The sequence below is a fragment of the Chryseobacterium sp. YR221 genome, from assembly GCF_900176315.1.
In the GTDB taxonomy this organism is placed as follows: Bacteria; Bacteroidota; Bacteroidia; order Flavobacteriales; family Weeksellaceae; genus Chryseobacterium; species Chryseobacterium rhizosphaerae.
On sequence record NZ_FWXM01000001.1, the window covers coordinates 436,927 to 458,904 of the forward strand.

18 protein-coding genes and 2 riboswitches are annotated in these 21,978 nt (G+C 39.6%); of the genes, 4 read left to right on the forward strand and 14 right to left on the reverse strand.

Annotated features, from left to right (window positions below; genetic code table 11):
• The first annotated feature begins 1 nt into the window (after position 1).
• Positions 2–826: an anti-sigma factor gene (locus tag B8967_RS02030; RefSeq protein ID WP_084084171.1), complete on the forward strand. Its 825-nt coding sequence runs from the start codon at positions 2–4 to the stop codon at positions 824–826.
• 90 nt (positions 827–916) lie between these two features.
• Here the strand turns inward: B8967_RS02030 and B8967_RS02035 are convergent, their stop codons facing one another.
• Complete coding sequence (locus B8967_RS02035; protein ID WP_084084909.1) at positions 917–2,242, reverse strand: phosphatidylserine decarboxylase family protein; 1,326 nt, start codon at positions 2,240–2,242, stop codon at positions 917–919.
• 181 nt (positions 2,243–2,423) lie between these two features.
• Positions 2,424–3,131, reverse strand: coding sequence for an aspartate/glutamate racemase family protein (locus B8967_RS02040; protein WP_084084172.1), 708 nt, complete (start codon positions 3,129–3,131; stop codon positions 2,424–2,426).
• An 84-nt stretch (positions 3,132–3,215) separates the two neighbouring features.
• Here B8967_RS02040 and B8967_RS02045 point away from each other — a divergent pair, with 84 nt between their 5' ends.
• Complete coding sequence (locus B8967_RS02045; RefSeq protein WP_084084173.1) at positions 3,216–4,652, forward strand: aminotransferase-like domain-containing protein; 1,437 nt, start codon at positions 3,216–3,218, stop codon at positions 4,650–4,652.
• A 149-nt stretch (positions 4,653–4,801) separates the two neighbouring features.
• Here the strand turns inward: B8967_RS02045 and B8967_RS02050 are convergent, their stop codons facing one another.
• The 3 genes from B8967_RS02050 to B8967_RS02060 form a co-directional block, all read right to left on the reverse strand.
• Positions 4,802–6,196, reverse strand: coding sequence for an alkaline phosphatase (locus B8967_RS02050; RefSeq protein WP_084084174.1), 1,395 nt, complete (start codon positions 6,194–6,196; stop codon positions 4,802–4,804).
• Positions 6,197–6,273: 77 nt separating this feature from the next.
• On the reverse strand, positions 6,274–7,470 hold the full coding sequence (locus tag B8967_RS02055) for a GTP-binding protein (RefSeq protein ID WP_084084175.1): 1,197 nt from the start codon (positions 7,468–7,470) through the stop codon (positions 6,274–6,276).
• A gap of 3 nt (positions 7,471–7,473) precedes the next feature.
• Positions 7,474–7,812: a MerC domain-containing protein gene (locus tag B8967_RS02060; protein ID WP_084084176.1), complete on the reverse strand. Its 339-nt coding sequence runs from the start codon at positions 7,810–7,812 to the stop codon at positions 7,474–7,476.
• Between the two features lie 87 nt (positions 7,813–7,899).
• Here B8967_RS02060 and B8967_RS02065 point away from each other — a divergent pair, with 87 nt between their 5' ends.
• Positions 7,900–8,289 (forward strand): Fur family transcriptional regulator, encoded by a 390-nt coding sequence (locus tag B8967_RS02065; protein WP_084084177.1) that lies wholly within the window; start codon positions 7,900–7,902, stop codon positions 8,287–8,289.
• 58 nt (positions 8,290–8,347) lie between these two features.
• Here B8967_RS02065 and metE read toward each other — a convergent pair whose 3' ends face one another.
• Positions 8,348–10,648 carry a 5-methyltetrahydropteroyltriglutamate--homocysteine S-methyltransferase gene (gene metE, locus B8967_RS02070; protein ID WP_084084178.1) on the reverse strand — a complete coding sequence of 767 codons (2,301 nt, stop codon included), beginning with the start codon at positions 10,646–10,648 and terminating at the stop codon, positions 8,348–8,350.
• 174 nt (positions 10,649–10,822) lie between these two features.
• Positions 10,823–11,009, reverse strand: a riboswitch (cobalamin riboswitch).
• Positions 11,010–11,208: 199 nt separating this feature from the next.
• On the opposite strand from metE, the gene B8967_RS02075 reads away from it, so the two are divergent.
• On the forward strand, positions 11,209–11,670 hold the full coding sequence (locus tag B8967_RS02075) for an Lrp/AsnC family transcriptional regulator (RefSeq protein WP_047493705.1): 462 nt from the start codon (positions 11,209–11,211) through the stop codon (positions 11,668–11,670).
• Between the two features lie 91 nt (positions 11,671–11,761).
• On the opposite strand, the gene B8967_RS02080 is transcribed toward B8967_RS02075, so the two are convergent.
• From B8967_RS02080 to prpB, 8 genes are all read right to left on the reverse strand, one after another.
• Positions 11,762–12,544 carry an enoyl-CoA hydratase/isomerase family protein gene (locus B8967_RS02080; RefSeq protein ID WP_084084179.1) on the reverse strand — a complete coding sequence of 261 codons (783 nt, stop codon included), beginning with the start codon at positions 12,542–12,544 and terminating at the stop codon, positions 11,762–11,764.
• Positions 12,545–12,606: 62 nt separating this feature from the next.
• On the reverse strand, positions 12,607–13,503 hold the full coding sequence (gene mmsB, locus B8967_RS02085; protein WP_084084180.1) for a 3-hydroxyisobutyrate dehydrogenase: 897 nt from the start codon (positions 13,501–13,503) through the stop codon (positions 12,607–12,609).
• Positions 13,504–13,656: 153 nt separating this feature from the next.
• Positions 13,657–14,748 carry an enoyl-CoA hydratase/isomerase family protein gene (locus B8967_RS02090; protein WP_084084181.1) on the reverse strand — a complete coding sequence of 364 codons (1,092 nt, stop codon included), beginning with the start codon at positions 14,746–14,748 and terminating at the stop codon, positions 13,657–13,659.
• A gap of 103 nt (positions 14,749–14,851) precedes the next feature.
• Positions 14,852–16,012 carry an acyl-CoA dehydrogenase family protein gene (locus tag B8967_RS02095; RefSeq protein WP_084084182.1) on the reverse strand — a complete coding sequence of 387 codons (1,161 nt, stop codon included), beginning with the start codon at positions 16,010–16,012 and terminating at the stop codon, positions 14,852–14,854.
• Positions 16,013–16,087: 75 nt separating this feature from the next.
• Complete coding sequence (locus B8967_RS02100; protein WP_084084183.1) at positions 16,088–17,584, reverse strand: CoA-acylating methylmalonate-semialdehyde dehydrogenase; 1,497 nt, start codon at positions 17,582–17,584, stop codon at positions 16,088–16,090.
• 70 nt (positions 17,585–17,654) lie between these two features.
• Positions 17,655–19,106 (reverse strand): bifunctional 2-methylcitrate dehydratase/aconitate hydratase, encoded by a 1,452-nt coding sequence (locus B8967_RS02105; protein WP_084084184.1) that lies wholly within the window; start codon positions 19,104–19,106, stop codon positions 17,655–17,657.
• Between the two features lie 46 nt (positions 19,107–19,152).
• Positions 19,153–20,304, reverse strand: a complete 1,152-nt coding sequence (prpC, locus tag B8967_RS02110; protein WP_047493685.1) for a bifunctional 2-methylcitrate synthase/citrate synthase — start codon at positions 20,302–20,304, stop codon at positions 19,153–19,155.
• Positions 20,291–21,199 carry a methylisocitrate lyase gene (gene prpB / locus B8967_RS02115; RefSeq protein ID WP_084084186.1) on the reverse strand — a complete coding sequence of 303 codons (909 nt, stop codon included), beginning with the start codon at positions 21,197–21,199 and terminating at the stop codon, positions 20,291–20,293. The genes prpC and prpB overlap by 14 nt, the downstream gene beginning before the upstream one ends.
• Before the next feature lie 454 nt (positions 21,200–21,653).
• Positions 21,654–21,845: riboswitch (cobalamin riboswitch) on the reverse strand.
• Positions 21,846–21,978: the final 133 nt, after the last annotated feature.

Genomic DNA, 21,978 nt, shown 5'->3' on the forward strand with positions numbered 1-21,978 from the left:
ATTGAACACAAAAGAATACATATCATCCGGAATTATAGAATCTTATATTCTAGGCCATGCTTCTCCCGAGGAAGCTGGGATTTTGGAGTGTGTGATGAAGAATAATGCTGAAGTAAAAGCGGCTTTTGAAGAAGCCCAAAAAACTTTGGAACATCTTGCTACGGCTCAGGCTGTAACACCTCCAAGTGATCTGAAATCTAAAATCTGGAACAGAATTCAACAGGAGCAGTCTTCTGTTGAAGAAATAAGACCGTCTCTTTCTACAGATATCCCGGAAGCAAAAGATGACGGGGAAATGAAAACCCGGGAACAGATCCAGGGAAAAACAAACTGGAAACCTTATGCTGTGGCAGCATCTGTTTTATTCCTGTTAAGTGTGGCCGGAAATCTGTTTTGGATGAACAGCCAATCTGAAGTAAAACAGGAAATGACAAAACTGGCAGCAGAAAAGCAATCCCAGGATGTCGCTATGAAAAAGATGGATCGGAAATTGAATATGTTTTCCAATCCGGATATGCAAATGGTGATGTTAAAAGGAGTTGAAAAACATCAGGATGCCAAAGCCATGGTTTTCTGGGACAAAAAAACAAAAAAAGTATATCTGAATGCTGAAAGTCTTCCCAAAACTCCGGAAGGTATGCAGTATCAGCTTTGGGCTCTTGAAGATGGGAAGCCGGTAAGCGCAGGAATGTATACTGAAGATAAAGACAGCCAGATTGCACTGGCGACTATTTCAAAAGCACAGGCCTTTGCCATCACCCTTGAAAAAGAAGGTGGAAGCCCGGTTCCTACTATGGAAAACATGTATGTAATGGGTGGAATATAACCATCCTGCAATAAAAATAAAAAAATGAGGCATTTTATTACCTCATTTTTTGTTTAACACACTTACCGTTACTATGATTTATAGTATTTATTAGTCTGTAACGACTCCGATTCTAGCTTTTAAAGGAATATTATAGGTATTTAAACACGGAGTCTGTCCATGAAAATCAAATTTGATATTCACTCCCGGTCTGAATATCAGACAATGGGTAGAACCTCCAAAATGGAAGGTACCTATGGGATCTCCTTTTTTCACATGATCACCTTCCTTCACTGTAATCTCGCAGCTGGAAACTTCCGCCATGCCAATAGCCACAAAACACATCAGTCCTATTTTTTCATTATCCGACTGGATGAAAATTAGAGCGCGGGCTGCCAGTTCTGTAATATAACCCTGCGAGTCATTAGGTCCTGACGGATCATACCCTTCTATCGGAGCTTCTGCATAATAGGTACCCGGAACATTTTCAATGGCTACTATTTTACCGTCTACCGGGCTGTTCCATCTATGATAAGTTTTAGCGCATAAAAAGGCCTGATACACGGTGCTGTTGTCTCCAAATTGCTGAGCCAGTGAATGGTTATTCATGATATCCAGTAAAGAATAAGGCTGCCCTTTCATCCAGAATTTATCTTTCATTTTTGCATTGGTCACACAGTTGTAGGGAGCTGATTCGCAGGCGTTCACAATTACGGAATGATCCTGGTCTTCAGGGCTTACCTCTCTGATTCCCGGATTAAATTCCCGGGTGAAAAAATCATCCCAGCTTTTATATCCAAAATGAGGCTGTGAAGGATCACATTGGTAGTTGTATATGAAGTTATCCAACGCATTTTCAGGATCTTTGCCCTTTCCTCTTAAAGGATCCATGGCTGCAATAGCTTCTAAAGAATCCGGAGAAAGCCATCCTATAGGCTGCGTATAATCGGGTTGTGGCTGAATAACGGGGCCGTCTACCAAAACATATTTTGAATCCGGGGATTCCAGGAAGGTCTTCCATTCTGCTAATATTACACTGAGCTTTTCATTCACTACAGGATGCAGAAAGGTTAAATATCCTGCCTGAGTACCCATTGCCCAATCCAATATGGCGTTGATTGGAAATCCCACTAATCCTATTGTATCTTCTATTGTGCTGTAACAAGGAGCTTCCTTCAAAACCTGATTAATGATCAGTAGCATGGTTTCAAAGTTTTTTACAGGTTCATTATAGCCTTGCGGGATCTCATCGTACATGCTGGTGAAGCTCATATATAAAACGGGATCACTGTAGATAGCATCTCTCAGGTCTGCTACGGCCGGGCTTAATGGGGTATTGCTGTTTTTAACCTGTTGGATTTTTTTTTCTATCCAGTTATTTAAAAACGCTCTGTCGGAAGGAAGCCATTTTCCTATCCTGTATTTTACATGGTTCATGATATCAAGTTTTAGGTTGTTTGTTGATTTTGATACCATAAAATTACCTCTTACCATAAAGCAGGACAAGAGTATTTCTACTCAAAGTGATGTAAGTAGAAATACTGATCATAGGAAAACGGAATTATTCCAGGATTAAATAATAAGAACCGGAGATGAGTACCCGGTTCTTATCCATTGATTATTCTATTTTCTGTTTTGAAACTGCAAATTCTACAGCAGCATCAACATGGATTTTAATGGTATCAAATACAGGAACTGAAACATCTTCCTGTTTGATTAATAAAGGGATTTCTGTACATCCTAAAATAATACCTTCAGCACCTCGGTCAATCAGACCCTGAATGATGGTAAGGTATTTCTTTTTGGTTTCAGGATTAATAATCCCCCGGCTCAACTCGTTTCTCAAAATATCTTCTATATAATCCCTGTCTTCACTGCTTTCCGGAATTAAAGGTTCCAGGCCGCCTTCAATCAATTTATCTTTATAGAAATCCAGCTCCATCGTATAACTGGTTCCCAATAAACCGACTTTTTTTAATCCTTTCCGGTTAACAGCATTGGCTGTAGCAGTTGTAATATGGATGAGTGGCAGCCCTATGAGTTCTTCCATTCTATCAGCAACGATATGAGCTGTATTGGCACAAAGAACAATGGCTTCTGCTCCGGATTTTTTTAAGTTTTGAGCAGCATCAAAAAGCAGGTCGAAGGTTGCATTCCAATCGTAATCGGCGTTAAACTGTTGAAAATAATTAAAGTTTACTGAATAAATGATACACTCTGCAAAATTCAATCCGCCCAGCTCCTGATTGATCCCTTCGTTCAATAAGCGGTAATAGTCTAAGGTAGAAGCCCAACTTATCCCTCCTACTAATCCTAATTTTTTCATATTCTTCTTTTTTTGTTCTCAACAAAAGTATATATCTTTACCATGTTGTAACAGATACAAAAAATGAATATATTAATGTAACAGATGAAAGATTTTCAATACATAGCTCTTGCAGATCAATTTGAGATTTCTATTAATAACGGTACCTATCCTGTGGGATCCAAGCTTCCATCATTGCGTAGCATCCGGGAGCAATTAAAAGTAAGTGTAGGTACCATCCTCAAAGCTTTTATGGTTCTGGAAGACAAGGGATTGATTGTAGGAAAAGAAAGATCGGGTTTTATGGTACTCCGTACCTCTGTTTCTTCCATACATCTTCCTCAGTATGTAGAAAATAAAACATTTGCTCAGGAGGTTGCTATTGGAAAAGTCCTGCAGGAAGCTTCATTTCCTGACCTTGAAAATAAGTCTTATGTATCATTTTTTAATGCTGTTTTAAGTCCTGACCTTCTGCCTTTTAATGCTCTGCGGAGGAGTTTGCAACAAGCTTCCAGAGATTTAACCGGACAACATTTGCAGTATGAATCGGCTGCCGGAAATATTCACCTAAGGACAGAAATTGCCAAAAGGTCTTTTCTTTGGCAGGGAAAGCTGGCCGCAGATGATGTCATCATAACCAATGGTGCGCTGGAAGCGGTGAGTCTATGTCTGCGTGCTGTATCGAAAATGGGTGATACTGTCATTGTTCAGTCACCCATCTACCATGGTATATTACAAACCATAGAGAGCCTCGGATTAAAAATAATTGAATTATCAGGCAGTCCTTTAGCTGGAATCAATATTGAGGAATTGGAAGAGATTTGCAAGAGTCAAAAGATTTCAGCCTGTTTATTGATTTCAAACTTTAATAATCCGAACGGTGTTATGCTAAGCAATGAAAAAAAGCAGGCTATAGCTGCTTTTGCTGAAAGGATGAAGATACCGGTCATAGATGATGATATTTATGGTGATCTTCATTTTCAGGCCCAGCGTCCGACAAATATAAAAAGCTATGATAAAGAGGGCTGGGTAATGCTTTGTTCTTCTTTTTCTAAATCAGCAGCGCCGGGTTACAGAATCGGCTGGTGTGCTGCAGGAAGGTTTACTGATCAGGTTGTAAAGTTAAAAGCTGTTACCAATGTAGCTACGGCAAGTATTGTACAGCTCTCTTTGCTACAGCTCTTAAAAACGGGAGCTTATGACAGACACCTGCGAAAATTGAGACCCGAACTGCACAGGCTTATGTTATTGACTATACAGGCTGTAGAAAATTATTTTCCATCTGATATACGGATGAGCCGTCCCGGAGGAGGTCTGGTGCTTTGGATAGAATTGCCAGAATATATCAATGCTTTTGAACTTCAGCAAAAAGCCATTGATCAGTTTGTAAATATTGCTCCGGGGCCTTTATTTTCCAATAATGGTGATTATATCCACTATATCAGGATCAGCTGTAATAATGTATGGAATACTAAAGTGGAAGAAGCTTTAAAGAGATTGGGCCGTATTATAAAGAGTATGCGGGTAGATCGTGGCCGATAGGCAGAAAAGATTTGCCGCTTGTGTACTCTGTAATTTAGATGGTCTGATTTTCTTTGTATTTATTCTCAGGTATAATAGCCAAAACAGGGCGAAATACGATTCGCCCTGTTACACCAAAAAATTAATATGATATGAAAATATGAATAAGTTTATAAAGGAGAAGCTTTAAGCATTAGGTCATGCAGATCTGTATTTTTAATGAAAGGCTTCAAAAGCTGACTTCCCGGACCGTAAACCGCCACTTCTACATAATCTCCGGAGTGATCCATGCTGATCCACCCTACCGAATTACGGTTTTTCTGAATGTCAGAATAGAGTTTGAACGGAAGTTTTTTATAATTGTAAAGCCCTTCTTCTTTTTCAAGACCGTTATAGAAACTTAATAGATGTTTGGCTTCATCATCATTCAGTGCCAGTTGGTTGCCTTCGTAAATCCAGTCTTTAATATCTTTCACAGAAAAATCTTTATGAATCTGATTCAGAATATATTCATTAGTGTACTTGTAGTCTGAAATACTGTTGAATTTTTTGGTAGCATCAGCTCCGTAAATTGTTCCGGGATTGGCATTTCCATGATCCGTAGTTATAATCACCAGCGTATTTCCGTCTTTCTCTGCAAAATCCATTACTGTTTTGACAGCTTCATCAAATGCAAGCTGATCATGAATTAATGCGGCTACATCATTGGCATGAGCAGACCAGTCTACTTTTCCTCCTTCTACCTGAAGTACAAAACCTCCCGGATGATCTTTCATCTGATCAATCGCTGTTTTTGCCATTTCGGCCAGTGTAGGTGTATTTTTGAAATCAGGAAGAGTGGTTCTGTCGATGCTGTAAGGCAACGCTCCTGTACTGAATACTCCTATTATCTTTTCTCCTTTTTTAATGTCTTTCAGGTGATTGCGCTCCTTAAGGACCTGGTATCCTTTTTTTCTGTAAACAGCATAAAGGTCTTTTTTATCTTCCCTTTTTTCAGGATTAAAAAACTCATCGCCGCCGCCCATCAGAACATCTAATTCCAGCTCGGCATACATTTCAGCGATTTGAGGTTCTGCATTTCTTTGGGCAGAATTTACACAGAATCCGGCGGGTGTAGCATGGGTAATCGTTACCGTGGTGACGCAGCCTGCTTTTTTTCCAGCTTTTTTAAATTTTTGCCATATAGGAAGATGCTTTTCGCCATTGGCTCCCATATTTAATACCCCGTTTTTCACTCTGATTCCCCCTCCGAAAGCCGAGCTGGCAGCAGCTGAATCTGTAACAATAGAACTGGCTGAAGCCGTATCCATCAGCGCCCGTGAAACTTTTTGATCATGATACAGATTAAGCCAATTACTTCCCTTTCCCAAAATATTCCGGGAATACAGGTCGGCCATTGAAAGTGTTCCAAGACTCATCCCGTCGCTTACCATAAATATGATGTTCTTTGCACTTCCGGAATGGAGTTGCTCAGTACTTCTTTTGGAACTCCAAAGTTCAAGCGGAGATATTGTAAAGAGACCTGATAGTAATGCTGATCCTTTTAGAAATTTACGTCTGTCCATATGCTGTAAAAATAATGCTGAAAGGTATTCTATTTATGATATTATTGATACTTTGTTGCATTAATTAAAAGTTAATTTTAAATATGCTCAGGAAACGGATCCTGAAAATTCTGCTGTTGGCTTAATAATTCTTTATCATTAATAAGACAGTCTTGGAGATCCTGTGCCATTTGGTCTTTGTTTATATCCTGACCTATAAAAACGAGCTCATTGATTCTGTCACCCCAGTTTTTATCCCATCTGCTTTCAATAAATTCCTGATTTTCTGCAAATGAATTATAGTCTAATCTTTGATTCATGGGCATGCTGCACCACCAGACCCCTGCTTTTTCCAAACGGAACGAACCTCCAGCCTGGGAGAAGTTTAATGCGTCATCCGGTCTGGAAGCCAGCCAGAAAAGCCCTTTAGCCCTTAAAATACCTTCAGGATATCTTTCATTAAGGTAGTTCCATAATCTTTCGGGATGAAATGGTTTTTGGTCTCTGAAAACCAATGACCCGATACCATACTCCTCTGTTTCAGGATTGTGGTGATCAGACTGAAGCTCTTTTTGCCAGCCGGCTGAAGACTGTGCCGTATCAAAATCAAAGAGTTGGGTATTTAAAATTAGCCGGGAGTCAATCTTCCCGAATTCTGAATGAATGATATGGGCTTCAGGATTAAGTTTTGTTATAGCTGCTTTTAAAAATCCAAGAGTTTCGGAATCGATAAGATCTGTTTTATTTAAGATAATGACATTCGCAAATTCAATCTGATCCGTAAGAAGGTTAACAATGGTTCTGTGATCCCCTTCCATATCCGTAAGGTCTCTGTCCATCAATAATTCATTCGTTGAAAAGTCTTTCATAAAATTGAAGCTGTCCACTACGGTCACCATGGTGTCTACATAGCTGAATCTGGAAAGGTCTATGCCGCTTTCTTCATCAATATAGGTAAATGTCTGGGCTACGGGGATAGGCTCACTGATTCCTGTACTTTCAATCAGCAGGTAATCAAAACGTTTTTCATGCGCTAAACGCTCCACTTCAATCATCAGATCTTCCCTGAGTGTACAGCAAATGCATCCGTTACTCATTTCTACAAGCTTTTCTTCCGTTCTGGAAAGCGTATTCTGATTCTCGATAAGGCGTGCATCAATATTCACTTCACTCATATCGTTTACAATAACGGCTACTTTTAGTCCCTGTTTATTGTGCAGAATATGGTTCAGTAAAGTTGTTTTCCCGGCTCCCAGAAAGCCACTGAGTACAGTTACAGGAAGTTTCTTTGTCATGTATTAATGTTTATGATTTTTAAAATTGATGATATGACCTGTAATTAAGCCTGCTGCTCCAACATAAATAAGGGGAATATGAATTTCAAATATAAAATCTGCCAGTACAGAAATGGAGATCAGCAGAATAGAAGCCCAAAACAGAAACTTGAGGCGTCGGTTGGTTATTTGTCTCATTATTCTGAAAACTACGAGGGCTCCAATGATCAGAAAAGCCAGATCAATATAAGGATTATGTGATATTCCCAATGGGATGATCATCAGTAAAGGAAAGACTATGCAATGAATCAAACATAAAACGGCTGCGGAGATTCCTACTGCATCAAGAATTTTTGACTTCATAAAAAGGATGATTTAATTTTGTTATTGTAACTTTGTTGCAAAGTAAATACAAAATTTTAAATAACGCAACTTTGTTGCATTAAAAATATGAAACAAGTTAGAAATACCCATGCCAAAACTGAGATTTTGAACCTTATCAACGATTCTGAGGTGGCACTTACCCACTCTGATATTCAGAAGAAACTAGGGGATTTGTGTAACAGAGTTACCATTTACAGGGTTTTGGAAAGACTTGAAAATGAAGGCGCTATTCATAAGATCGTCAATATTGACGGAGTTGTGAATTTTGCTAAGTGTAGTGGGAAATGTACTCACGAACAGCATTTTCACAATCACGTTCATTTCAATTGTAAAGAATGCCATTCTGTTACCTGTATTGAAAATACTATACCTGAAATTAGTTTACCTGAGAATTTTATAGCTCAGGAGTATAACTTTATCATCAGCGGAATCTGTCCGAGATGCGCGCATGCTTAAACAAAGAAAAAGCATCCCTGGAGATGCTTTTTCATGATGATATTGGAACAAGCGATGATTATGCATAGGCTGCTGAAGCTTCTTTAGCAGCAGCTACCATTGCAATTAAAGCTTTTTCAGTTTCTTCCCAATGTCTTGTTTTCAGGCCACAGTCAGGATTTACCCATAACTGGCTGGCTGGAATTACATTTTGAGCTTTCCTTAAAAGCTCAATCATTTCTTCTTTAGAAGGAACCCTTGGAGAGTGGATGTCATAAACTCCGGGACCTATTTCGTTTGGATATTTAAAATCTGCAAAAGCATTTAAAAGTTCCATTTGAGATCTCGAACATTCTATCGTAATGACATCTGCATCCATATCGGCAATATTTTTAATAATATCATTAAATTCAGAATAGCACATATGGGTATGGATCTGGGTAGCATCTTCTACTCCACTTGCTGAGATTCTGAAGGCTTCTACAGCCCATTTCAGGTAGTTTTGCCATTCTGCTTTTCTCAATGGAAGACCTTCTCTGATGGCAGGCTCATCAATCTGGATAATCCGGATTCCTGCTTTTTCAAGATCCACTACTTCATCACGGATCGCCAAAGCAATCTGCTTACAAGTCTCGGCACGGGGCTGATCATCCCGTACAAAAGACCATTGTAATATGGTAACAGGACCGGTCAGCATTCCTTTTACCCATTTACTGGTTTGGGATTGCGCATATTGAGACCAGTATACAGTCATTGGATCAGGACGGGAAATATCTCCGAAAATAACGGGTGGTTTTACACAACGGCTTCCATAGCTCTGTACCCAGCCATTTTTAGTAAAAATAAATCCTTCAAGCTTTTCCCCGAAGTATTCTACCATGTCATTACGTTCAAATTCTCCGTGAACAAGGACATCAATTCCTATTTCTTCTTGCCAACGGATGGTTCTCTGAGTTTCCTCTTTCAATAAAGCATCGTATTGTTCTGCACTAAGATCTCCTTTCTTAAACTGGGCCCTCCAGCTTCTTACTTCAGTAGTTTGCGGGAATGAGCCTATGGTGGTGGTTGGGAATAGCGGAAGCTGTAATGATTCCTGCTGCTTTTCTTTACGGATTCTAAATGAATTCTTTCGCTGAGCATCTTCTTCAGTAACGGCAGCCACTCTTTGTTTCACTTTATCATTATGAATAAGAGAAGATGTTTTTCTGCTGGCAACAGCCTTTTTATTGTCTTCAAAATCTGCAAGGATACTTTCATCCTCAGTTTCTGAAGCAAGAGCTTTAAGACTTACGACTTCTTTCACTTTTTGTTTTGCAAAAGACAGCCAGTTTTTAATTTCAGGCTGAAGGGCCGTTTCAAAATCCAGATCACAAGGCGAATGAAGTAATGAACATGACGGAGCCACAAAAATTCTTTCTGTACCCAGTTTTTCAGTAGCTTTTTTAATGAAAGTCAAAGACTTTTCATAGTTGTTTTTCCAGATATTTCTTCCGTCTACCACTCCTAATGACAGGCTTAGGTTTTCAGGAATAGCATTTAAAATATCTTCCAGCTGCTCAGGATTTCTCACCAGGTCTATATGCAGAACGTCTGCAGGAAGTGACACAGCAAGAGATGCATTGTCTTTCAATCCGTCGAAATAGGTTGCGATGATGAATTTCAGTTTTGGAAACTGCTTTCTAAGTTCCTGATAAACGTACTGATAGGTTTCTTTGGCTTTCTCCGTTATATCTAAGGTTAAAAACGGTTCATCAAACTGAATCCATTGGGCACCCTGATCCTGAAGTTTTGTTATGATTTCGGTGTATACCGGAAGAAGATTTTTTGCAAGATCCAGTTTATCAAATCCTTCTTCCTTTTCTTTTCCTAAAAGAAGGTAAGAAACAAGCCCGATGAGTACCGGCTTGGCATTAATTCCAGCTTGTTTAGCTCCCGCAAACTCGTTGAATATTTTGTCGGAAGTCAGTTTAAACTGCTGATTTTTATAAAATTCTGGAACAATATAATGATAATTGGTATCAAACCATTTGGTCATTTCCATGGCCGTGATATCCAGTCCGTCTTTCTGGTATCCTCTGGCCATCGCAAAGTACAGATCCAGTTCTGAATTATTTTTTTTAAGGGCGACTTCATGATAACGTACCGGAATAGCTCCTACAATTAAGCTCATATCCAGTACCTGATCATAATAGGAAAAATCATTACATGGGATAAGGTCTATCCCTGCTTCCTTCTGAATATTCCAATTGTGATTGCAGATATTCCTTCCTGTAGTAAGAAGTTCTTCCAAAAGAATTTTACCTGACCAATATTGCTCGCAGGCTTTTTTGAGTTCTCTTTTGCTACCAATTCGCGGATAGCCTAGAATGTGCGTTTGCATTTTTTAAACTTTTAATTAAACTTATTTTTAAAAGCTCTTTGAATGCTTCGTAATGCTTTTGCCGGTATCTATTTTTGGGAAAATAATGACATATCTGATAATCCCGTTTTACTCTGAGAAAAACGTACTAAAAAATATATCATCTGTATGACCCAAAGCTTCAGACCGCGAAAGCATTGTCAATTCAGTAAAGGCAGGTCTCCTGACTTGTAACAGTTTCTGTCGTCCTTCCCGCTTTCAGGCAGTGGATCACAAGGACAGAAACCTTTGGTGTGTTACTTACAGTTGCGCGACAGCTCGTGATTTGCACACGATTCCCTATTAATTTACCTTACGTAAAACCTCCCCTGTTTGATGAAGTATTGTAAAGAACTATTCTTTATTAATTATACTGACTATCTGTATTGATAGAAGATTTTAATTTTGTGTAAAATTACACATACAGAATAAATGAACAAGTATTGATTTAAAATAAAGCAAATATATCCTTATAGTTAAATTTTAAAAGAATATAATTCTGTAACTTTGATGAAAATTAATACTAAAAAGAATAATATCCTGTGGAACATCTCGATACCAAAGATATACAGCTGCTGAGACTGCTTCAGAAAAATGCAAAACTTACCGTTAAGGAGCTTGCCAAAGAAGTTAACCTTTCTCCTTCTCCTGTTTTTGAAAGGGTGAAACGTCTGGAACAGGAAGGCTATGTGAAAAAATATGCTGCAGTTCTTGATCCTGATAAGCTTAACCGGGGTTTTACCGTTTTCTGCCAGATCAAACTGAAAATTCATGACCGTTCTGTAGGGTATGATTTCGTTAATGAAATTATGGATATAGAAGAAGTGGCAGAATGTTATAATATTTCGGGAGATTTTGATTTCCTGCTGAAAGTTCAGGTCCGGGATATGAAACATTATCAGGATTTTGTATTCAATACACTGGGATCTGTAGATTCTATCGGAAGTACACATAGTACCTTTGTAATGGCAGAAGTGAAAAATACCCATGGATTAACGATCTGATACAAAAAGATGAGGATGTACAAAAATTTTCAGACATCCTCATCCTGACCAGATTAAAAAGGGCGGTCGAACTTTTCTATATTCGATCGTATTAATTTCCCTGGAAATCAGGGGTTCTTTTTTCTATAAATGCCCCTATGCCTTCGCTATGGTCCTGTGTGGTAAATAATGCTCCGAATAAAGCCGCTTCTTGTTTTAATCCTTCAGAGATATGAAGTTCAGATCCTGTATTTAAAGACTGTTTTGCTTTTGCAACAGCCACAGGTCCTCTTGATGCAATGGTTTTGGCCAGCTTTAGAGCTTCATTCAGTAATTCTTCGGGTGCAAAAACATGGTTGACAAAACCGAAATCTTTGCAGGCTTCCGCGGAATAAAAGTCTCCTGAGAAAACCATTTCCCTGGCTTTATATAAACCAATCGCTCTTGGAAGACGTTGGGTACCCCCAAAACATGGTAATAAGCCCAATGTAACTTCCGGTAACCCGAATTTCGCTTTTCCGCTTGCTAAAATAATATCGCAGGATAATGCCAGTTCACAACCACCGCCCAGGGCAAATCCATTTACGGCTGCAATCACTGCAAACGGCAGGTTTTCAACAGCATTAAATGCCGTCTGTGCCACCATTGAAAAGTCTTCCGCTTCTTTGGGACTCATCCCCTGCATGGCTTTGATATCAGCTCCTGCAACAAAAGCTTTATCCCCGGACCCGGTAATGATTAAGACTCTTATATTCCGGTCTGATTGTATTTGTTCCGTAAATGAAGTAAGTTCTTTTAAAACTGTTTCATTCAAAGCATTCAAAGCTTGTGGTCTGTTGATCGTTAGTGTTCCGATATGGCCTTCCTGGTGATATATTAATGTTTCAAAATTCATTGTCTTACGTTGAAATTTAAAGGTTAAATATTGGGAATGAAAATAGAGGGTGAATGGCTGTTTTAATTTTCAATATTCCCTTTTCCATTTAAAAATTGAAGAATACTGGAGAAATCTGTTTTCCCATGTCCTGTTTCACTCCAGATTCTGTATAAGTTCAGTGCGGTATTCCCTAATGGTGTAGAGGTTTTGGTTTCCAATCCGGCTTCTGCGGCAAGGCCTAAATCTTTAGCCATCAGATCTACGGCAAAGCCTCCTGAATAGGCTCTGGAAGCCGGAGCATTTTCCATCACACCGGGATATGGGTTGTATACTTCTAAAGACCAGTTTTTACCGGAACTTTTCTGCATGATTTCACTTAATATTTTGGGGTCCAGACCATGTTTTACTCCCAGGTTGATCGCTTCTGAGGTGCCAATCATATGAATGGCTAGCAGCATATTATTACAGATTTTAGCGACCTGTCCGGCTCCGGATTCTCCGGCATGAAATATATTTTGTCCCATACATTTCAAGATCGGTCGGGCTTTTTCATAATCTTCCTGCTTACCACCCACAATAAAGGTCAATGTTCCTGCCTGTGCCCCGCCGGTACCCCCGGAAACGGGAGCATCTATCATTTTGCACCCTTTTGAAATGGCCAATGTCGCAACTGAGCGGGCTGTAACAGCATCAATAGTACTGCTGTCAATCAATAATGTATTCGGTTTCAGAGTACTGATGAAGTCCTCAGAATAGAGTTCTGCAACATGTTTTCCTGAAGGTAACATCGAGATAATTACGTCTGCGGATTTTGCAGCATCTAAAGCTGATCCGGCCGTCTGACCACCAGCTGATTCCAATGCCTTTAATGCTGTTTCCGAAAGATCAAAACCTGTAACGGTATGACCTTTCCTGATAAGATTGGCAGCCATAGGGCCCCCCATATTTCCTAAACCGATGAATGCTATATTTGACATGATTTTTTTTGAATTAGATGTTAGAGATTTGAGATTAGAAAAGGTGTAATCAATTATTATTTGAATAGAAGTGAGATAGTATGGCGTTAGCCAAAACCTATATGTTTTTTACCTTTCGCAGATTGTGCAGATAAGGCAGATGTTTATGTCTAATCAGGATAAAGATTGAAAGTCCTCCACTTTTAATTCCGCAAAATAGCTGTCTATCCATTCTGTGGTAATATCATTTAAAGTGGCGGGCTGCCACTGGGGAGACTGATCTTTATCCACCAATAAAGCCCTTACTCCTTCTGCAAAATCCGGGTGGATGCAACATTGACATGAAAGGTTCAATTCAGATTGGAAGACCTCTTCCAGACTCAGGTGCTTGCCTTGTTTCAATTGTCTGAAAATAATGTGTGCCGAACTTGGAGATCCTGCGGTAAAACTTTTTAATCCTGTATTGATCCAGTCATCTTTTTCAGGATAATTCCTTATCAGATCACTGAATTCCTCTACAGCATCTACTCCTTCAAAATTCTGGATAAATTCATGATGTAAAGCAGCCTGGGATTCAGGAATATCTGTATTTTTCGAGATCGTATTTAAAATATCGGAAACTGTTTGATAAGGATTATTTGTCCAGTCTGCCTGTTTCAGAGCGTTTATAATATCTTCTTTTGAAGAGGATTCCATATAATAATCTGCCAGTCCTAAATATTTGCAGTCTGCACCATCTAATCTTGCCCCGGTTAAGCCTAAATATATTCCAAAGGCAGAAGGCATTTTATTCAAAAACCAGGTACCTCCTACATCCGGATACAGGCCAATGGTAATTTCAGGCATGGCCAGTTTACTTTTTTCGGTGACGATACGATGGGAAGCTCCTACCATCAGACCGATACCGCCACCCATTACAATACCGCTTCCCCAGACTATTACAGGCTTTGGATAGGTATGGATGTCGTAATCTACCTGATACTCTTTTGAAAAGAAATCGTAGCAGTCTTTAGGGACTTCCGTAGGGTCAATAGCTCTTTGTGCCATAATAGCATCATAGAGCTTCCGTACATCTCCCCCTGCACATAAAGCTTTTTCACCGGCACCCTGAAGAAAAAGACAGACTACCTGATCGGATGTTTTCCAATCTGTCAGAATGCTCTGTAATTCTTCAATCATAGGTAATGACAGGGAATTCAGTGTTTTTTCGGAATTTAAAGTGATGATCCCGACTTTGTTTTTTATTTCTGTTAGTACTAAGCTCATTGTATTGAATTGAAAATTGAACTTTAAAAATTTTATGGGCTGAAATGTTAAAACAGATGTAGATTATTATCCGGTTTCAGCTTTCCGTTTTTATCTGTTATAACTATCTGATTTGTAGGGTCGCTCCTACTTCTAAAATCTTTCTGGAGATTACCAGTTTCATAATTTCATTGGTTCCCTCCACTACCTGATGGATTCTGGCATCCCGCATCAGTCTTTCTACAGGGAAATCCTGTGTGCAGCCATACCCTCCCAGGACCTGAATAGCTTCATTACAGATATTAAAACACATATCTGTTGCTAATCTTTTGGCCATAGCACAATAGGTTGTAGCATTCGGGTCTTTGGAATCCAGTTTAAAAGCAGCCAGATGAACCATTTGGCGGGCAGCAACAAGATCTGTTACCATATCGGCAATTTTAAACTGAAGCGATTGAAACTGAGCCAATGATTTTCCAAACTGCTGCCTTTCATGCATATACTGCTGAGCCTGATTGATAGCGCCCTGTGCGGCTCCTACTGAGCAGCTTCCAATGTTTATCCTGCCCCCATCCAGTCCTTTCAGGGCTATTTTAAAACCTTCTCCAGGTTCTCCCAAAAGATACTTCTCTTCTACTTCCACATGATCCAGGAATACAAAACGTGTAGGCTGGGTATTCCAGCCCAGTTTTTTTTCTTTTTCTCCGAAGCTGATTCCTTTTGTATTGGCAGGTACAATAAAAGCACTGATTCCTTTTGAACCGGGATCTCCTGTACGGGCCATTACAATCAGGATATCGCTTTCTCCGGCTCCGGAAATAAAGGCCTTTGTTCCATTGATGATATAGGTATTGCCCTTTTTTACAGCTGTGGTTTTCAATCCTGCAGCATCAGAACCTGACCCAGGTTCAGTAAGACAATACGAGCCCAGTAATATACCTGAAGCTAAAGCCGGACATAATTCTTCCCGGACATCATCTTTTGCAAATTTGTCAATCATCCAGGAAACCATATTGTGTATGGTAATATAAGCTGTAGTTGAAGGACAGGCTGAAGCGAGCTCTTCAAATATGATGGCTGCATCCAATCTTGACAATCCCAGACCTCCTGCTGTTTCACTTGTATAAATGCCGCAAAATCCAAGTTCTCCGGCCTTAGCAATTGCTTCTCTTGGGAATATCTTTTTGGCATCCCATTCTGAAGCGTAGGGGAAAAATTCTTTTTCAGCGAATCTTCTTGCCGCATCCTGAAAAGCCAGTTGATCTTCATTTAGGTTAAACTCCATTGTATTTAAATTTAAGTTGAAAGCTGAGTGTTGAAAGTGGAGAACATATAGACATTTTCCACCGTTTGCTTTCTATTATTTTAGACTGATGGTCATATTGAGATTTCCTCCCGGTACATCTTCTTCAAACCAGCGGGCTGTAACTGTTTTTGTTTCGGTATAGAAACGGATACCCTGTTTTCCGTATGAATGCAGATCTCCGAAGAAAGATTTTCTCCATCCTGTAAAAGAGAAAAATGGCAGCGGCACAGGAATAGGAAGATTAATACCGATCTGACCTACTTCAATTTCATGTTGGAATTTTCGGGCTGCAGCTCCGGAATTGGTAAATATTGAGGTTCCGTTCCCATAAGGATTGGCATTGATGATACTGATGGCTTCGTCCAAGGTGTCAGCTTTTAACAAAAGTAAGGCAGGTCCAAAGATCTCTTCTTTATAAATGTCCATATCCACAGATACATTACTGAATAAAGTAGGGCCTACAAAATATCCGTTTTCATAGCCTTCTACTGTACAGTCACTTCCGTCTAATAAGACTTCAGCTCCCTGTTCATAGCCACTTTTGATCAGTCGCAGCACTTTTTCCTTAGACTGTCTGTTGATTAAGGGGCCAAATGCGGCAGACTCGTCTGACCAAACTCCCGGTTTAATGGTTTTTAAAGCGTTTTTAATATCCTCCACCCAATGTTGAGCTTCTCCTACTAAAACGGCAACACTGATTGCCATACAACGCTGGCCGGCAGCCCCACATGAGGCTCCCACTAAATTATTGACCACCTGCTCTTTATTGGCATCAGGCATTACCACCATATGGTTTTTTGCTCCTCCAAAAGCCTGTACTCTTTTCAGGTTATCTGTTCCGGTACGGTAAACATGTTCCGCTACAGGGACAGAGCCTACGAAGGATATAGCTTTAATTTCAGGATGGTTAAGAATATGGTTTACCTGGTCTTTGGAACCATGGACAATATTCAGTACCCCTTTAGGAAAGCCTGCTTTCAAAAACAGCTCTGCCATTTTCATGGAGGTCATTGGGGTCTGCTCGGAAGGTTTTAAAATAAAGGTATTACCGCAGGCAATAGCCATAGGGAACATCCATAAAGGAATCATTGCAGGGAAATTGAAAGGGGTAATTCCCGCACAGACTCCGAGTGGTTGAATATAGCTATAGGTATCTACGCCTCTTGCTACATTTTCTACGGTCTCACCCATCATCAGCGTTGGGATATTACAGGCATGTTCCACAACTTCAATACCCCGCCATACGTCTCCCATAGCATCGGCAAGTGTTTTTCCATTCTCTCTGGACAGGATTTCAGCGATTTCTTTCTGATTTTCTTTTAAAAGATGCTGGTATTTTAAGAATAACCTTGCCCTTTCCGGGGTGGCTACTTCTTTCCATGTTTTGAAGGCCTGTTGGGCAGCTTCAATCGCTTCATCTATTTCGGACAATAGCGTTAGGGGAACTTCTGCAAGAATTTCCTGTGTGGCAGGATTTTCAACAGGTAAATGTTCAGAAGCTTTACTTTCTATAAAGTTTCCATTGATTAATATTTGTACTGTATGTGACATAGTTTTTGTTAAGGTGGAAGGTGAAAATGAAGGGTTGAAACATAATTGAGATTCAACCCTTCATTTAAAATTATATGACCAATAAATCAACAAATTCATTGACATTAAGATTGACAAGGGTATCATACTCCAACGAGTTTTCTAATACTACCCGCTGTTGTTTTTCAGGGAATATTCTTGCCAAATTGATTTTATACTTTTTAATTAATTCAGGAATTCCTTCCTCTCTTCTTCGTTTGTGACCTATAGGATATTCTACCTCTATTTCATTTAAAACGGTTCCGTCATTCAATTCTACAGTCAAAGCATTGGCAATAGAACGTTTTTCAGGATTATGATAATCTGTGGTAAACTGTACATCTTCTACGCATTCAATTTTATCACGGAGGATATCAATTCGCGGATCTAAAGCGATGCTGTCTTCATAATCGGCAGCGGTAAGTCTTCCGTAAATTAATGGAACGGCTACCATGTACTGAATACAGTGATCACGGTCTGCAGGATTGTTCAGCGGACCTTTTTTGTCTATAATCCGGATGGCCGCTTCATGAGTTCTGATGGTAATTTTTTTAATGTCATCTGTTGTTTTTCCAAGGTCTTGTAAGGTGTAATGTAATGTCATTGCAGCTTCAACGGCTGTTTGGGAATGAAACTCGGCAGGGAACGAAATTTTGAATAGTACATTTTCCATCACATAGGAAGTGTAGTCTCTCTGGAATTTGAATTCATTTCCTTTGAAAGATACATCATAGAATCCCCAGGTTTTTGCTGTCAGAACGGAAGGATATCCCATTTCTCCGGTTTGTGCTATTAATGCTAAACGAACGGCTCTTGATGTAGCATCTCCTGCTGCCCATGATTTTCTGGAACCTGTATTAGGAGCATGGCGGTACGTTCTTAAAGACTGACCATCTACAAAAGCTAATGATACGGCATTGATCAATTCGTCGCGGGTTAACCCTATCAATTTTCCTACTACTGCTGTAGAAGCCAGTTTTACCAGCAAAACATGGTCTAAACCTACTTTGTTAAAAGAATTTTCCAACGCCATTACCCCTTGTATTTCATGAGCCATGATCATGGCCTCCAATACCTGCTTCATTTTAAGAGGAGCTTTTCCTTCTGCAATATTGGTTCTGGATAACCAATCGGCTGTTGCTAAAATACCGCCTAAGTTATCTGATGGATGTCCCCACTCAGCAGCCAGCCACGTATCATTAAAATCCAGCCAACGGATGATTGTCCCAATATTAAATGCAGCCTGAATAGGGTCAAGTTGAAACTGTGTTCCCGGAACTTTAGCACCATTCGGAACGATAGTCCCTTTTACGACAGGTCCTAAAAGTTTGGTACAGGCCGGATAGGTCAAAGCTTCCAGACCACACCCAATCGTATCAAGAAGACAGTAATGGGCTGTTTTCCAGGCAAGGTCATTTTTTATTTCGTAGTTTAATACATAATCTGCAATATCTGCCAGTACTTTATCCGGCTGTGGCCTTTCATTTGAAATGTGTGAACTCATTTTTTTTAGTTGAAAATTTTAATTAGTTGAAAATAGTTTAATTCTTTTATCGTTGATCGATGGATACAAATGCTTTGTTTTCAGGACCTGTATAATTGGCGCTTGGACGGATGATTTTACCATCCTGTCTCTGTTCCATGATATGTGCACTCCATCCTGTAACTCTTGAAATTACGAATAATGGCGTAAACATCAGCGTAGGTACTCCCATTAAGTGGTAAGATACCGCAGAGAACCAATCCAGATTAGGGAACATTTTCTTTTCTTCCCACATAATGGTTTCCAGTCTTTCAGCAATATTAAAAAGTAACATATCCCCCGCTTCTTCGGAAAGTTCTTTAGCTACTTTTTTGATCACTACATTTCTTGGGTCTGAAATGGTATAGACCGGATGTCCGAATCCAATGATCACTTCTTTGTTGGCAATACGCTGCCTGATGTCGCTTTCTGCTTCGTCCGGAGAATGATAACGGCTCTGAATTTCAAAAGCTACTTCATTGGCACCCCCGTGTTTAGGTCCTCTTAATGCTCCAATAGCTCCTGTAATGGCAGAATAAATATCGGAACCTGTACCTGCAATAACACGGCTTGTGAATGTAGAAGCATTAAATTCATGTTCTGCATACAGATTCAGAGAGATCTGCATTGCTTTTGTCCAGGAATCGGAAGGTTTTTTTCCATGCAGTAAATGAAGGAAATGACCTCCGATAGTATCATCATCTGTCTCTACATCAATTTCTTTTCCGTTGTGGGTATAGTGGTACCAATACAAAAGGCCTGAGCTGAATGATGCCAGTAATTTATCGGCTATATCTCTGGCTCCCGCCATATTATGATCATCTTTTTCCGGCTGAATACTACCGATAGCAGATACCATTGACCGCATAACGTCCATTGGATGTGCTGCAGCAGGGATACTTTTTAAAATATTTCTTACAGAATGTGGCAGCCCTCTTAATGATTTTAATTTTGCCTTATAATTTTTCAGCTGTGCTTCGGTAGGCAGATGCCCATAGATCAGTAGGTAAGCTACTTCTTCAAACTGCGTTTTTTCTGCAAGGTCCAAAATATCATATCCTCTGTAGTGCAGGTCGTTTCCACTTTTTCCGACACTGCAAAGTGCTGTATTGCCGGCTGCTACTCCCGAAAGCGCGACACTTTTTTTAGGTTTGAAGGTAGGTTCATTATTTGTTGACATCATTATTCTTTTTAAAAAGGTTATCTAATTTTTGTTCATAATCATGGTATCCAATACTTTGGTAGAGTTCTTCTCTGGTTTGCATGGTATCTATCACATTGGCCTGGGTACCCTCTTTACGGATATGTTCATAGACATTTTGAGCGGCTTTATTAGCTGCGCGGAAAGCAGAAAGCGGATAAAGAATCAATCCTACTCCCGCGGTCTTCAATTCTTCAACAGTATACATGCTGATCATTCCAAATTCTGTAATATTGGCCAATACAGGGATCCCTGTAGCATCTACAAATTTTTGATAGTAGCTCAGGTCCGGCACTGCTTCTGCAAAAATGAAATCGGCACCAGCCTCCTTATAGGCGATAGCTCTTTCCAGTGTTTTTTCTAATCCTTCATTAGCAAATGCATCCGTTCGTGCTCCGATAACAAAATTTTCGTCGGTACGGGCATCTGCGGCAGCTTTCAGCCTGTCTGTCATTTCTTCTTTACTTACAATTTCTTTTCCGGGACGGTGCCCACAACGTTTGGCTCCTACCTGATCTTCAATATGTAAGGCTGCAGCTCCAGCTTTAATCAGAGATTTTACTGTTCTGGCTACGTTAAAAGCCGACGGACCAAATCCCGTATCAATATCCACCATAAGGGGGAGATCACAGATATTGGTGATGCGCTGAACATCTGTTAATACATCTTCCAGGGTAGTAATTCCCAGATCGGGAATTCCTAAAGAACCGGCGGCAACACCACCTCCCGAAAGATAAATTGCATTAAAACCTGCCTGCTGTGCCAATAATGCATGGTTGGCATTAATAGCTCCTACAATCTGGAGAGGTTTTTCTTTCTGCATAGCCTCGCGGAATCGTAACCCGGGAGACTGCATACTTTCATTCTTAATCATTTAATATCTATTGTTTTGTTAAAAATTTGTTTTGGTGTATGGGGTTGCTGATAAAAGCAATAGGAGTTATTGATGTATAGGAATACCTGATGATAACGGATAACGATGAACAGAAATTAAATCTGTGTTGAAAGTTTTTAGCAAAACCTTATTGATCCCAAGGAATGGACTGCTCTTTTCCATTATAAGCCAGTTACTGATTCTTACATAGCGATTATATGTTTGCATTCTTCAACTTTTTAAATGATAAAATCCTTTTAAAAAGCTCTTGCCAAACTTCACAATGCCTGATGGGAAATAAAAACTATGGAAAGGGAAATACGAATGAGCTTATAGACATAATGAAAAGGCACACGGCCACATTACAACTATCTCAAAAAAATAACTTACGAAAAAACAGCGCACAGTTATCTATATCGTATCATACCTGACTATAAGCTTCAGATCGCGAAAGCATCGTCAATTCGAAATAGGCAGGTCTCCTGACTTGTAACAGTTTTTATCATCCTTCCCATTTACCCAGGTAAACAGTGGACATATATTGATAAAAACCTTCATGTTACTTACAGTTGCGCGACAGTTCGTGATTTGCACACGATTCCCTTTTAATACACAGCTAAGTGTAACCAGTTTCGGTTGATAAAGAAGGTGTTAAGAACTCCTTGGTGGTAAATATAGCCATTTTATTGAAACAGCCGCATGGGGATTTGTTTTTTATTATGAAAAAGCTTTAAATCATTGAAAATATGAGGGATATTTTATCTTAATATTCTTTTTTT